Genomic DNA, 14,634 nt, shown 5'->3' with positions numbered 1-14,634 from the left:
CAAGTCGACGACCGTCAGCCAGGCCAGCCGTGATCGCGGCTCCACGCGATGAACAGGTCCAGCCATGGCACCGGCGCGCCATCCTTGTGGTTGACCGGCGGCCCGTGGCCACCCTTTTCGAATACCATCAATTCGGCCGGGACCTGCGCCGCTTTCAACGCCTCGAACATCAGCATCGCATTGCGAAACGGCACCACCGGATCGTCGCCGTTACAGGCGACAAAACTGGGCGGCATCGACGCCGGCAGATCACATTGCGCCGAATAACGTCGCTGCCATTGCGCATCCGCAGCGTGCCCGCCCAATAGCTCGCGGCGCGACTGGGCATGAACGCCGTCGTCCATCATCGTAATGACCGGAAAGAACAGCCCCGCCACGATAGGCGCCGCCGACAGCCGATCGGCGGCATCCTGCGGCTGATAGGTCGAAAGCCCGGATCGGCTCGCCAGCCGCGCCGCGAGATGCCCGCCAGCCGAAAAACCGGTCACCGCGACGCGCGCCGGATCGATGCTCCAGCGCGTACCCGCGCCGGCGCGGATCACTCGCATGGCGCGTTGCGCATCCTGGAGCGGTGCGTCGGGACCAGCGGCCCAATTGTCGTGCGGCAGCCGATAGAGCAACTCGAACGCGGTAATCCCGCGCGCGGCGAAGTCGCGGGCGATGGCACCGCCGGTACGGCCCACGGCGACGCGGGCATAGCCGCCGCCCGGGCAAATCAGCACCGCCGCACCGTTCGGTTTGGCCGGCTTGACCATCGTCAGCATCGGCGACGCGACGTGCGGCCATGCGATGTCATCGGCACCGCCATTGGGCGATCTTTTGACCCATTGCTCGACCACGGCTGGTGTCGGCGCGCCGGGCGGGGCCTTGGGCCAGATCGGGAAGCGATCGACCGTGGCGCCCTCGCCCGCCGCCTCCCGTGCGGCGCTTAGCGCGGCGGGAAGGGCAAGAGATGCGGCGATCGAGCCGGTGATCAACGAACGGCGTGTCGTCATCAATTGCCGTCCGGACGGCGCGCGTCGTGCGCGATGCTGGGCGCCAGCTTGAAGCGCGCCGGATCGGGCGGACGAGCCGGGTCGAACGACCCCAAATCGGGTTTCAAATGCCGCGCCACCATTACCTTCGCATCCGCCAATCCCTTCACCACGCACCGCGCCAGCACCCAGGCGCCGTAATTGTCATGATGCGTCGCATCCTTGCCATTGTCATTGAAGGCAATGGGTGCGCGATCCGGCCCCAAGGCCTCGTAAAAGGTCGTACTCATGGCGTTGAGGTCGATCACCGGCACCTTGAGTTCAGCACCGACCGCCTTCGCCGCGGCGGCATAATCGCTCAGGGTCGGTCGGATTTTCGTCCCCGCCCAGAAACGCCGCTCGGGGGAGGTGACCAGCACCGGCGTGACTCCGCGCCCGCGGAACTCTGCGATCCAGGCGCGCAAGTAATCGCGATAGGTCGTCGCGGCCGCGGCATAGGTTTGCGGCCAGTTCGCCTTCTGGTCGTTATGGCCGAACTGGATCAACGCCCAGTCGCCGGGCTTGGCAAGCTCGAGCACCTTGGCGAGGCGCAACTCGGTCATGAATGACTTCATCGTTTCGCCGCTTTCGGCGTAATTCGCGATGGCAATGTCGGGTGCGAAGAAGGCGGGAAGCATCTGTCCCCAGCTGGCGGCCGGCTCGGCCGGCTGGTCGGTGACCGTCGAGTCCCCGAGCAGGAACACGGTTGGCACGATTACCGGCTCGATCGCGATGGCCGTCACGCCGGGATGCTCGCCGAGTATCTCGAGCGTCAGCTTGTCGTCCCAGCTGAACGAGCTCTTCTCGCGCGGCTTCAGCAGCACCAGCGATCCGCCCGGCGCATTGGGCGGCGGCGGGATCAAGCTGGCATCGCGCACGTTGACGATGAAGCTGACGGTCGCGTGTCGGCCGGCAGCGACCTTCAGCGCATCCACCATCAGGCGGCGCGACTCCGCCTTGATCGTTGTCTCGGTCGCCATGTTCGGCAGTCCGACCGTCACTGTCACGCGATAATTGCCCGGAGCCGCCGCGACGGAAAACAACCGGTCGCTGCCGGCTTCATAGCCATATCCATCGGCATAGGCGCGCCCTGGCGCGACCGCGACGGTATCGGGGGATGCCGGCGTAGCCCCCAGCGCAAAGCGGCGGACCTGGGCGCTAGCCGGTTGGATCGTCGCGGCGGCGATCATCGCGACGATCGCGATCAGACGCATGACGGCCCGCCCGCCGGAATAGTGCGGGTCAGCGCCGGGGTGTGCGGCGTCACCCGCTTCGAGATCGGCAAGCGCAGCGCCTTGAGGCCGGTCGCCACCAGGTCGGCGATATGGCGTGCGCCGACCTCGCTGAAATGCGTGTCGTCGGATACGCCGTTGGGATAACCCGGCGCCCCTGCCGCGCCGTCATAATGCAGATAATAACCCTTGGCGGCATCCGGACCCAGCGCCTGGACCATCGCCTGCGAGCTCTTGCCCAGGTCGATCAAGGGCGTGCGCGTTTCCCTCGCCACGCGGCGCGCGGCATCGGCATAAAGGGGGAAGCTCCGCTGTTCGACGCCGTCCTTGAAATCGCGGCGTGCGACCGGGGTCAGGATCACCGCCCTCGCTCCCGCCCTTTTCGCCACGTCGAGAAAGCGGTGGAGGTTGGCGATATATTGCTCGACAGTGGTGTACCGTTCGGGCTTGTCGATGCTTGCGTCGTTATGGCCGAACTGGATCAGCAGGGTGTCGCCCTTCCTCAGATCGGCGGCGATCTTGTCGAGCCGGCCTTCGCGGATGAAGCTGTTGGTGCTGCGCCCGCCGATCGCGCGGTTCTCGACCGTCACGCCCGGCCCCACCGCGCACCGCAACATCGTGCCCCATCCCGACTGCGGATATTTGTCGGGTTTGTAATCCTGCGCGGTCGAATCGCTGGCGATGAAGATGCGCATCGGGGCGGGCTCCGATGCCGGCAAGCTTGCCGCCACAAACAAGGCCAAGGCCCCGGCCAACACGGTGGAAACCCGCATCCTTCTCTCCTCGTCACCCTGTTCCGCATTATGCGACCACGTCCTACACACCGCAACAGGCTGCGATATTTTGCTACAATTTTTCCCATTATGTAGACGTTGCTTCTATATTTCGGGACGTGCTACGCGACCTAATAGAACAAACGCGCGATAACAGCGTGGAGAGGAAAGCGAAGGGGCGACGACGCGATGGGTATAATCCGGCTGGCATGCATGCCCTTCGGCGCGCGCCCTGTGACCCATATGGTCGCCGTCCTCAGCCGTTGATGGAGAGAGAGATGCATCTGAGCCGTCGCGAAGCGCTGAAGGCCGGCTTGTTGGCGGGCGTGACGACCCTGCTTCCGTTCAGACTTGACGCTGCGCGCGCCAGCGTCGCCCCTGCACCGGTGCGCTGGATCGACGGGCAACCCCCCATCACGCATGGCGGCCAGACCTTTGGCGTCGCCTGGCCGCGCGGGACCGTCAAGCGCGATACGCCGCTGACCGTTCTCGATGGCGCGGGAAAGCCGGTACCATCACAAACCTGGATCACCGCGACCTGGCCCGATGGGTCGGTCAAGTGGACTGCGCACGCGATCCCGGCCGACCTATCGCCAGACGCGCTGACCGTCACGCGCGGCCGGCCCGTCCCGCCGGCCCAGCCTGTCGCAGTCGCAGAGAACCCAGCAACAATCACGATCCGCGTCGGTAACCTCGCTTGGGAAATCGCGAAGAGCGGCGACGCGCTGATCCGATCGGCGACGCAGGGCGGCAAGACGGTGCTCGGCCCCGTCTCATTGGTCGGATCGTCGCGCACCGAACCACTCCACGGTGCCGATACGCCGTTCACCGGTCGGATCGACACGGTGACGGTCGAGCAGCGCGGCCCGGTTCGTGCGGTGGTGCGGATCGATGGTCACCATATTTCGGGCAAACGCGCCTGGATACCGTTCACCGTCCGGCTCTACGCCTACGCCGGATCGGCTGGCCTGCGCATCGTCCATTCGGTGGTGTTCGACGGCAGCGCGAGCAAGGACTTCGTTTCCTCGCTCGGCATAAGTGCGGCGGTGCCAATGCGCGGCGAGCTTCACGATCGTCACATCCGCGTCGCAACAGACGGCCAGATGTTCGCCGAAGCCGTCCGCCCGCTGACCGGGCTGCGCCGCGATCCCGGCAAGGCCTTTCGCGACGCGCAGATAGCCGGCCGCGCCGTCCCCCCGCTCGGCCAGATGGCGGGAGCGGTCCGTGCGACGCTGAACCGCATTCCCGCCTGGGGCGACTTCCGCTTGGAGCAGCCGACCGCCAATGGCTGGGCGCTGACCAAGCGCACTGGTCCCGATCAAGGTTGGATCGACGCGGAGGAAGGACGACGCGCGCCCGGCCTGGCTTATGTCGGCGGGCCGGAGGGAGGAACCGCGATCGGCGTGCGCTATTTCTGGCAACGCCATCCGACCGCGCTGCACATCGACGGCGCGACGAGCGACACCGCAAGGCTGACCGCCTGGCTCTGGTCGCCCGAGGCGCCCGCCATGAACCTGCGCCCCTATCACGGCACGATGGGCATGGAGGGGTATGACGCGCAGAACGAGGGGCTGTCGGTCACCTATGAGGATTATGAGCCGGGCTGGGACGACGCCTCGGGCATCGCGCGCACCAGCGAATTGATGCTGTGGGCGCTGCCCGCCACGCCCGATCACGACACGTTGGCGGCAATGTCCGCTTTTCAGGCGCAACCGCCGCAATTGATGGCCGCGCCCGGCCACCTCCATGCCGCCGGGATATTCGCCGATTATGGCCTGCCCGACCGTTCGACTCCCAATCGCACTGCGATCGAGAACCAACTGTCCAACCTGGTCGATTTCTACGCCGGAGAGGTCGATCGTCGCTCCTGGTATGGTTTTTGGAACCATGGCGATGTGATGCACACCTATGATAGCGACCGCCATCGCTGGCGCTACGACATTGGCGGCTTCGCCTGGGACAATAGCGAGCTGTCGACTGATCTGTGGCTCTGGTACCAGGCGCTGCGGACCGGCGACGCCCAGACATGGCGCCTGGCCGAAGCGATGACCCGCCACACCAGCGAGGTCGACGTCTATCACACCGGGCGTTTCGCCGGCCTCGGCACGCGCCATGGCGTGCAGCATTGGGGCGACAGCTCGAAACAACCGCGCGTCAGCAACGCCACCTATCGGCGGATCTTTTATTATCTGACCGCCGACGAGCGGGTTGGCGACCTGATGCGGGCGCTGATCACCTCCGATCACGCGTTGATCGATGTCGAGATCGGGCGAAAGGTCCCCGGCGCCAAGAAGCCGCAACTCCCGCCCGGTACCGTCGAAATGACGTTCGGCACGACCTGGTGCCCCCTCGCCGCGGCCTGGCTGACCGAATGGGAGCGGACGGGCAACACCAAATGGCGCGATCGCATCGTCGCCGGGCTGGAGACGATCGGCCGCCTGCCGCACGGCTGGATGACCGGAAGCGCGCCGTTCGAACTGGCTACGGGGCGTTTCATCGACCAGAAGCGCGGGATCGGATTGTCGCATCTCAATGCCGTATTCGGCGCGGTGGAAGTCAGTTCGGAGCTGCTGCGCCTGCTCGACGTTCCTTCCTATCGCGCCGCATGGCTCGAATATTGCCGCTGGTACAACGCGCCGCAGGCCGAATATCTGGCGAAATTCGGGCCGCCGTTCGGACCGCGCAACCTGCGCGAGGGACATTCGCGGCTGACCGCTTATGCCGCGTTTCAGGAAAAGGACACGGCGCTGGCGACGCGCGCGGCCGGCGAGTTCCTGTCGGGCGATGCCGGGCTCGGGACATGGCCGCGCGACCCGCGGCATATGGTCGATGGCGTGGTCGAATGGCCGGGCGTGTCGACCAATGCCTCGGCACAATGGGGACTGGCGGCGATCCAATGCCTGGCCCTCATACCGGAAGCGCTCGACCGCGTGCCGATTGTCGCGCCCGACGCTCCCGGACGCCGGCGGCGGGGCGATTCCGGCCGCGACTAGGTCGCAGCCGCACGATCGGAGTAAGTTTATGAAACGTCTGTTGGTTTGGCGCGCCTTGGCGGTGCCTCTTTTGGTGGCCCTGACGTCGACGATCGCCCCGCCCGCCGATGCCCGGAAGATCCCCGCCGCAAGGGAAAAGTCGACCGGCGCTTCGATGGCGAGCCGGGATGCCGACGATCTCGCCGACTTCGACCGCCGCGCCAGGATGGCGCACGAATTGGGTGCGACGGAGGTAGTCGTCACCGAAGGGCTTCCGATCGCCTATTGGGAATTGGACGCCGAGGATCCCTATCCGGCGTGGTTCGCGCACCATGCCACCTTGTTCAAGATGTTCCCGCCCGCCCTGGTCCGTCCATTCATGGACGCGGCCTATGCGGCGCGCGTCCAGCATATCGTAACGGAGCGCTGCCGCATTCTCGGCAAATACGATCTGAAGGCCATCTGGAGCGCGAACGAGCCCGGCGTCCTGCCCGAGGCGTTCTTCGCCGCGCATCCCGAATATCGCGGCCCGCGCATCGATCAGGTCACGCGATCGAAGAAGGTCTATTTCGCGCCCAATGTGGCCAATCCCGATGTGCTGGCGATGTACCGCGAGGCGACCAATGCACTCCTGTCGGCATGCCCCCAGGTCGAAACATTTCTGTGGGTCACGACCGATGCCGGATCGGGCTTCGACTGGGCGCCCGGCCTGTATCCCGGCGCGAATGGCGCTTCGGACAAGCGCGACGTGCCGCTCGCGGACCGCGTGATCGGCTTCATGACCAACATCCAGCAGGCGGCGGCCGCGTCGGGTCATCGCATCCGCATCAACATCAATCAGATACCGCCCCGGCCCTGGATGATCGCGACCTTTGGTCCGGACGTGCTCGAAAACATCCAGCGCAAGCTCCCCGCCGATCTCGCCGTAAACGGCAAGGAAGGTCCCGACGGACATCCATTCGAGATCGGCCTCACCCGGATCGATGACGGCGCATTTTCGCCCGTCATCGGCCTCGTCGTTCCGAGTTTCGATCCGGTCGCCACATCGAGCGGAACACACAAAGCCTATCTGCTCGGCGATCGCGAGAGCGAGGATTTCGCGTTCCGGCTGTTCCGATCGACGCGGGATCAACCGATGGCGACGACGGCCGAGCGGCTCTCGGCGCTGCGGCGGTTCGCGGTGTCCGAAGTAGGAGACGGCAAGGCCGACACGCTGATCGATGCCTGGAGCGCGCTCAACGATGTCCGCAAATATCTCGACGTACTCGACTTCGGTCCGATGCTGCGCATGGGTCACGTGCTCAATCGCTGGATCGAACGGCCGATGGTGCCGTTTCCGGCCGAGCTGACCGATGCCGAAAAGGCCGGCTATCGCCGTTTCCTCTTTCAGGCGGGAACCGAAGAATCGGCGTCAAACCTGGCCGACATCCAGGCAATGCGCATGTACGAAGGATGGGGCGCGCACCTGCTGTTCCAGCGCGCCATCGAAATATCCATGCCGCGCATCCGGCGCGCGCAGAAGGATTTCGACGCGCTCGCGGCCTCGGCAACCGCTCCCGAGGCGGCGGACTATTGGCGACTCACGAGCAAGCGCGTTCAGGCGCTCGGCTATTTATTGCAGTCGGCCGACAACATGGTCGGCTATCAGGCCCAGCTGGACCGTATCACGGCGCTGGGCGTGAAACCCGAAGGCCATCCGGTGCTGGGCACACAGAACGATTGGGCGCGCGCCGACATGATCAACACCGCGCGGCGCGAGATCGATACGGCGGTGGCGCTCGACGCGCTGATGTCGAGCAGCAGCCGCCCCCTGCTCGACCTTGCCGCCAGTGACGGTGAGGAGACGATCATGAAGCTTGGGCCAAATTTCCAGTCCGTGCTGCGGCAAAAGGTCCGCACCATGAATGCGCATTGGCGCGATTATGACCGACTGTTCACGATGCCGAATCCCTGACGGGTAACGCTTCTTTCCAACCCGCCGAGAGCGGGTCTAATCGGACGCGGACGCTCGATATCCAAGCGAGGCACCGATGCTCGCCGCCGCCGCTTTCACCGGGGCGGCGAGCTCGTCGAGGACCTTGTCGGTCAGATAGGCGGCTGCTCCGGCGATGCTGATGGCGACGACGATATTGCCCTTGTCGTTCCGCACGGGCGCCGCGACGGAGCGCACGAAATCGCCGGCCTCACTCTCGTGCAGCACCACGCCTCGCTCTTTGTTCGCCCGCATGGCGTCGAGCCAGTCCTTCAGCTTCTTCGCGCTGGCGTCGGGCTTTTCGGCCTGGAACAATTTGGTGAGCGAGTCTTCCGACTGGTCGAGCAGCAGCGCCTTGCCGATGCCGGTTTCGACGATCAATCGCCGATCGCCGGGCGCCGTCGCCACGCGCAGCCGCTGCCGCCCGGTCACGCGGTCGAGGTGGCGAGACCAGTCCCCCTCGCGCTTGCCGAGAAACACGCAATATCCGGTTTCGGCCGAAAGTGCCTCGAGATGCGGCCTGGCGACCCGCACATAATCGGTCTGCTCTTGCGCCATCGACCCGAGCTGGAGAAGCTTGGGACCCAGCGAATAGCCGTCCGGCGTGATCGCAAGATAGTCGCGCGCCCGCAGCGCTTGGGCAAGTCGATGCGTCGTTGATCGCGTGAGATCGAGATTTCGCGCCAAGTCCGCCGATTTCACCGGGCCGTTGATTACCTGGTCGAGAATGTCCAACGCGCGCATCAGCGATTGCGCGCCCTTCAACGAAGCGTAGGGATCCTTGACGTCAGTATCTTTCGACATCGAATTCTATCTCCGCGCTAACGTCGGCGCACTGGTGAATGCTGATTAGTCTGAGGGTCGCGGAACGAGATAGTTTCCTCCCCGCCCTTTCACTAGCTGTCCGCGGCATGAAACGGAAGAGAAAGGGGCCGCCCGCGTTGCGCATCCTCGATGCCGGCGAGGTTCATGATCGTGTTGCGACGGCTTGGCGCGCGATCTCGACCGCGTAGATGCCCGGCTCACCTTCCATGTTCGAGCGGAAGATCAGCCATTTGCCGTCGGGTGAAAAACGGGCGTTGGGCTCCAGCCGATAATCCTGCCGGAACATGTCGACCAGCTTCTCGCCCTCCAATGTGCCGGGCGCGATCAGCGCCTCCGAGCCCGGTGCATGGATGCCCGCGACATCGGGGATCGCCTTGGGACGGAACAGATATAGCCATTTACCGTCCGGCGCGTGCGCGACCATTTCGCTGTCACCGCCGTCGCCGGAGAACACAGTCTGGTCGGGCGAGATATTGTAATGGACCGACCATTGGTTGCGGTCGACCTTGTACCAGCGCCGCTTGGCCGTCGCGAGATCGTATCCCGCGAGCCAGAAAACTTCGCCGCGCGGCGTTTGCAGATCGTACCAGATGGTCTTGCCGTCGGGTGACCAGAATTCATGTCCGGCAATCTCCATGTTCATCGTACGAGCATGGATCTTGGTCAGGCCGGTGCCGTCGATCCTGATCGTCCAGATCCGGTCGACCTTGTGCCAGGGGCCTTCATGGCAAAACATCAGCAGGCCGGGATCGGTCGGCGAGAATTGAAGGTGGTTGAGCCAGTCGGTCGACGCGATCACCGTCTTGCGCTGGCCGGTGCGGATATCGATCGTGAAGATCTCCATCGGTATCTTGGCTTCAAGCCGTTCGTTCAGCCGCACTTCCTTGGCCTCGGCGAACGTCAGCGGCTTACCGTCAGGACCGTTCGCCGCATAAGGTGCCTGATCGAAACGGGCATCGCGGCCTGCGGTGCCGGGCTGCAGCGGCATCGCGCGTTCGGTCACCGCTCCGGCCAGCAAGGTTTCGTCGGCATTGATGGTCGCGATGCCGCCCGCCGGCACGTCGGCGATCTTCCGCGCCTTTCCGCTGTCGATATCCGCCGCCCACACCTCGATCGCGCCGGTCTGGCCATCGCGATCCGCCGCACCCGCGCCGTCGCCCGAGCGGGCGCGGATGGAGTAATAGACGGTGCGCGTCTTGCGGCCGGTAAAGAGCAATTGCAGTCCCTTGCCGGTGACGATGGGCGAGATTTTCCATGTCTTCATATCGACTGCGGCGATCCCTTGCGCCGTCGAGATGACCATCTTGTCCCCTTGCGGGGTGAAGGCCTGCTGATGGAAATAGAGGCTCGACATGCCGGGGCCGGTCGATATCCGGACCACCCGGTGACCGGTCTTGGCGTCGACCCATTCGCGCGGCGTATCCGCAGCGGCTAAAGCGACCGGCGCCGCGACAGCGGTCAAAGCGAGCAATGCGGCAACCACCAGCTTCATGTCTTCCACCTCTGCAATACGGCCGCGCCCTGCCGCGCGGCCGCTAGCTCTCCGTCGTTTTCGGACTGTGCCCGCGCGGTGGCAGGACCCGCACGGCCCGGTCAGAAACTATAGGCCGCTCCAAGAAAGATGGAGCGCCCGGTCGTGCTGAAGACGCGCTGCGCCTTGCGATCCTTGCCGCTATATTGGTCGCCTTTCTGATCGGTGAGATTCAGGAAATCGCCCGTGATCTTGAACCTTTTGGTCACCGCGAACGACATCGAAGCGTCGACGTTGAGGGTGCCGTAGCTGTAATAGCCATCCGCCACGCCGGGCTTGAACGGCAGGCCGATCAGATAGGCGCTCCGATAGGCCGCGGAGACATGGGTCGAGAACCGTCCGTCATCGTAGAACAGCGTCGCGTTGACGGAGTGCGGCGACACGTTGACGAACTGATCGTGCGTTGCCGCGGCATTGGCGGCTGTCGACAGGAAGTAGAGCACGGACGACTTCACATAGGTGTAGTTCACCGCTGCCCCGAAATGCCCAAGGAATCCGGGCAGGAAGGTGAAGGGCTGCTGAAGATTGACCTCGACGCCTTCGATATAGCCGCCAGCCGTGTTGCGCGACCGCGTGACGGTGTAGATCGTCGTCGCATCTTGCCCCGCGGGCAATAGGTTGAGCGGCAGCCCGGTGTTCCCATAGGGCTCGAGCGAAGCCAGCGTCTGGATCGTGCTGCCGACGTCCTTGTAGAACAAGGCGATGCCGTAGAACGCGCCCTTTTGCGGATAATATTCCAGGCTCAGATCGTAATTCTTCGCGCGATACGGTTGGAGCAACGGGTTGCCGATCGTCGCGACCTGCGCGCCGAAGGTCGTATTGATCGATCCGCCCGGATTGAGATTGCCCAAGCCAGGCCGCGCCATGACCTTGGCTGCCGCGGCACGCAAGATCAGACGATCGGTGATATCCAGCGAAACGTTCGCCGAGGGCAGGAAGTCGTCATAGCCGTTGGGCACGCTGACCCGCGTAGCGCCCGTGAAGCCGGCCGACACGACATCGGTGCGAACATACCGCAGGCCCATATTGCCTCGTAGCGAGCGGCCGCCCAGGACGTCGAAGTCGAAATTGACCTGGCCGTAAAGCGCCTTGTCTTCCTCGCGTACGTCCCGGTTCTGGGCCAGCGCGGCGGAACTGTTGACGGTGAAATCGCCATATTTGTTGACGCAATTGCACAGCAGATCGAGCTTGCTGATGAAGGCGTTCACGTCGGGCACCACCCAGCTGGTGACCGAGCCCGACGGCAGTCCGAGCCCCTGGCCGAATCCGGTCACGCTGGTGCTGAGCGCCGACAGGTTCGGGAAGTCCGCGGCGAATTGCGCAAAGCCGAACTTCGTCAGATCTGGTGTGTTGTTGCCGCTGGCCGCCGGCCGTTGATTCTGACGCGCATTGAAGTTGAAGCGCTTATATTGGGCGCCTGCCTTGAACGACAAAGCGCTGTTCGCACGATAGGTGAAGTTGGCGGCGGCGGTGAACAGATTGTTCTTCACGCGCGCATTCACCAGCCGGATGTCCGGCGTCAGCCCCGTCCCGGCATTGGTGAACGTGACGTTCGCGACGTTGTTGACGTCATAGCCATAGTTGATCAGCGGGCGCCGGCTGTCGTTGCGCGCGTCATAGATATAGCCGTTCTTGTTGAAGCCATCATAGGAAATGAAGACGTCGTAAGGCTGATTGAAGTCCGATCCGGCGGCACCGATCTTCGCATCGAACGTCAGATCGTCGGACAGCTGCTCCTTCAGCGTCAGTCCGAATTCATATGTCTTGGTGCGGGTCTTGCTGACCTCCTGGATCTGCTTGATGTCGACGTTGTTGAGCTTCATGTAATCGACCTGCCCGGTCGGATCGACATTGACGTCGAGCAGCTGCGTATCGACCCGTCCCGCGAATAACGGGAATGCCGCGGTCGCGCCGTTGACGTTGCGGTTGTTGGACGCCAGCGACAAGGCGAAGTCCTTGCGATTCTGGTCGAATTGCGAATAGACGCCGTCCAGCGTGATCTGCGTTTTCTCGGACGGTTTGTATTGCAGCGCGACCGTGATGCCGAGCCGCTTCTGGTCCAGCGTGAACCGCCCCAGCCCCGGATTTCGCGGCAGGAAGACGTTCGGCTGGTTGACCTTGGAATAGGCTTCGTCGTTCGACGGCAGGCCGGAGAAGCACTGGTTGGCCGGCCGATTGCCCGTTCCGGAAAGCGGGTTCACATACGGGATCGGCGTATTCACCACTTGGCTTCCGGGCTGGTTGGGGTCGTCGGTCGCGCGCCCGCAAAAGCCGTTGAGCGCGTCCGAATAGTCCGATTGCGACGTATCGCTATAGCCGTCTTCCTGCGCTTTCCGCGTGCTGTAGGCGACCGACACCAGCGCGCCGAAATCGCCGAACGTGTCGCTGATCAATCCGGCAACGCGCGGAGCGAAGGTCTTGTTGTTGTCGTAATAGGCCCCCTGCCCCGAGACCGCGAAACGAAAGCCCTTTTTGTCGAAGGGGTGCGCGGTTTGGAGATCGATCGTCGCCGCCAGCGATCCCTCGTCCATTTCCGCCGATTGCGATTTGCTGACGGTGACGCCGCTGAACAATTCGGACGCGAAGGTGGAGAAATCGAAGCCGCGCGTCCGGTTGATGCCGGCGACCTGGCCCAAGGTCGATCCGGTAGTCGCCGAATAGGCCTCGATCCCGTTGAGCAAGGTACGGACGAAATCGCCGCCAAGCCCGCGAACAGTCACGTTGCGTCCTTCGCCGCCGTCTCGCGTGATCGATACACCGGGAATACGCTGGATCGACTCCGCCAGATTGGCGTCGGGAAAGCTGGCCATGTCGTCGGCCTTGATGACATCGACGATATTGACCGAACTGCGCTTGCTGTCGATCGCGCTTTCGAGCGAGGCACGGTAGCTGGTCACGACGATATCGTTCGCGGCGCTTGTGTCCTGGTCGCCGGACGCCGCCTTTTCCGGTTCGGCGGAACCCGCTGGCGGCGTCGCTTGCGCATAAGCGGAACCGGAAAAGCCCATCGACGCCGTCGCCAGCGCCAATAGCGACGGCCGCAGAATGTGCGCGCGGCTCTGGCCAATGCTCTTCAGAGTCATCCCCATACCCTCTCCCGATGAGGGCAGCTTCGGTGAGCCGCCTCTCTTTTCATTTTCGGATGCGCCGTCGACAGCCGAGCCGCCCCTCCAGAGCGAAAACACTGCGAGGTTCGCATCACCTCCCATGCGCCATCACGCGCAATCCGATTGTCAGACAGATTGGTACAGGCTGTAAAGACCAAATATTGCGTCTATGTCCCATACTGTGGGATTCAGTAAACTTTTTTCGCCTTGAGGTGTTTCGGTCGCAAGTGATTGCATCGGGACCACCCTGACGGCACGGTACCGAGGCTCGCGGTCGATTGAATGCGCGCAGCCGTGGCGGCGTGTCGCGGCCGGCTCTCGCGACGGGGCGAAGCTCGCCGCCGATGCCAAGGCATCCGAATTCGAGAAAGGCGCCCCCAGTAGGGCAGTGCAGCCCCGTTGAGGCAGAAGGCGCGGGAGCGGAAGGTAAGAGCATCGACAGGGGCGGTGCCGCCGCCAAATCTCGTCGTGGGACGTCCGATCAGACCGTCCCTTGGTAGCGGAGGAGGGACTTGAACCCCCGACCCCAGGATTATGATTCCCGTGCTCTAACCAGCTGAGCTACTCCGCCCCGAAAGGCCCGCGTTGCCGCGAGCGGCGGCCTATAAGTAGCGCTCCCGACGCGGTCAAGCGACCATGTGGCGCGAAAGCGTCTCCCAGGGTCCGCCGCGGTAATACCAGCTGGCGAAACCCGCGATCGCCAGGGGTCGCGCCTGGAAGTCGCGCCTGAGCCGATCGAGTAATGTCTTCGCTTCCAACGGCTCGACCTTGTTCTGGATCGTGACGTGCGGGCGCCACGGCGCGCGATCCTGCGGCGTCAGCACATCGGCCCAGCAATCGGCGAGCCAGGCGCGGCGGTCCTCCAATTCCGGGGAGTCGATACGATAAGCCACCCCACGGCCGAGCGACATCGGTCCCGCGATCCGCGCGGCCGGCGCCCCTTCCCGCGCGAGATCGCCAAGCCGCTGACGCACTTCATCCGCCAGCGACGGCGGCAAATGGTGGAACATCGTCAGATGCGCGGCGAGGAAATTGCGCTCCGGCGGGAAATGCGCTTGGCGCTCGGCATCGAGCCACGCTTGATCCTCGCGTCCCAACACAGCCGTCACAATTATCGGCGCTGGCGGGTCCAATTTTTCCCTCCGTCATTCCCGCGAAAGCGGGAACCCATCTCCTGCCCTCATCCGCCGCGCAACCTCGGGAGATGGC

9 protein-coding genes and 1 tRNA gene are annotated in these 14,634 nt (G+C 64.2%); 2 read left to right on the top strand and 8 right to left on the bottom strand.

From position 1 onward, the window contains the following. Positions 1 to 14 precede the first annotated feature (14 nt). The 3 genes from Q0L25_RS20270 to Q0L25_RS20260 are packed head-to-tail and all read right to left on the bottom strand — an operon-like array spanning position 15 to position 3,018. Positions 15 to 995 carry an alpha/beta hydrolase gene (locus Q0L25_RS20270; protein ID WP_296617462.1) on the bottom strand — a complete coding sequence of 327 codons (981 nt, stop codon included), beginning with the start codon at positions 993 to 995 and terminating at the stop codon, positions 15 to 17. Then, positions 995 to 2,227 (bottom strand): rhamnogalacturonan acetylesterase, encoded by a 1,233-nt coding sequence (locus tag Q0L25_RS20265; protein WP_296617460.1) that lies wholly within the window; start codon positions 2,225 to 2,227, stop codon positions 995 to 997. Before Q0L25_RS20265 ends, Q0L25_RS20270 begins: the two co-directional genes overlap by 1 nt. Next, entirely contained in the window at positions 2,218 to 3,018 is an 801-nt protein-coding gene (locus Q0L25_RS20260; protein WP_296617458.1) for a rhamnogalacturonan acetylesterase, read from the bottom strand. Before Q0L25_RS20260 ends, Q0L25_RS20265 begins: the two co-directional genes overlap by 10 nt. A 278-nt stretch (positions 3,019 to 3,296) precedes the next feature. On the opposite strand from Q0L25_RS20260, the gene Q0L25_RS20255 reads away from it, so the two are divergent. Then, positions 3,297 to 6,011, top strand: coding sequence for a Tat pathway signal sequence domain protein (locus Q0L25_RS20255; RefSeq protein WP_367184187.1), 2,715 nt, complete (start codon positions 3,297 to 3,299; stop codon positions 6,009 to 6,011). Between the two features lie 28 nt (positions 6,012 to 6,039). Further along, positions 6,040 to 7,944, top strand: coding sequence for a hypothetical protein (locus Q0L25_RS20250; protein WP_296617454.1), 1,905 nt, complete (start codon positions 6,040 to 6,042; stop codon positions 7,942 to 7,944). Positions 7,945 to 7,980: 36 nt separating this feature from the next. Here Q0L25_RS20250 and Q0L25_RS20245 read toward each other — a convergent pair whose 3' ends face one another. From Q0L25_RS20245 to Q0L25_RS20225, 5 genes are all read right to left on the bottom strand, one after another. Continuing rightward, entirely contained in the window at positions 7,981 to 8,766 is a 786-nt protein-coding gene (locus tag Q0L25_RS20245; RefSeq protein ID WP_296617453.1) for an IclR family transcriptional regulator, read from the bottom strand. A gap of 163 nt (positions 8,767 to 8,929) precedes the next feature. After that, a complete protein-coding gene (locus Q0L25_RS20240; protein WP_296617451.1) occupies positions 8,930 to 10,279 on the bottom strand; it encodes an oligogalacturonate lyase family protein in 1,350 nt (449 codons plus the stop codon). 101 nt (positions 10,280 to 10,380) lie between these two features. Then, the gene (locus Q0L25_RS20235; protein WP_296617450.1) at positions 10,381 to 13,407 is read right to left on the bottom strand and encodes a TonB-dependent receptor; all 3,027 of its coding nucleotides are present in this window, start codon (positions 13,405 to 13,407) and stop codon (positions 10,381 to 10,383) included. 512 nt (positions 13,408 to 13,919) lie between these two features. After that, positions 13,920 to 13,996: transfer RNA gene (locus Q0L25_RS20230), tRNA-Met, on the bottom strand. Positions 13,997 to 14,051: 55 nt separating this feature from the next. Then, positions 14,052 to 14,558 (bottom strand): 2'-5' RNA ligase family protein, encoded by a 507-nt coding sequence (locus Q0L25_RS20225; protein ID WP_296617448.1) that lies wholly within the window; start codon positions 14,556 to 14,558, stop codon positions 14,052 to 14,054. Positions 14,559 to 14,634 lie beyond the last annotated feature (76 nt).

This window comes from Sphingomonas sp. (assembly GCF_024508665.1).
In the GTDB taxonomy this organism is placed as follows: domain Bacteria; phylum Pseudomonadota; class Alphaproteobacteria; order Sphingomonadales; family Sphingomonadaceae; genus Sphingomonas.
The sequence above is the reverse complement of the archived record's forward strand: the minus strand, read 5'-3'. Positions and strand labels throughout refer to the sequence as shown.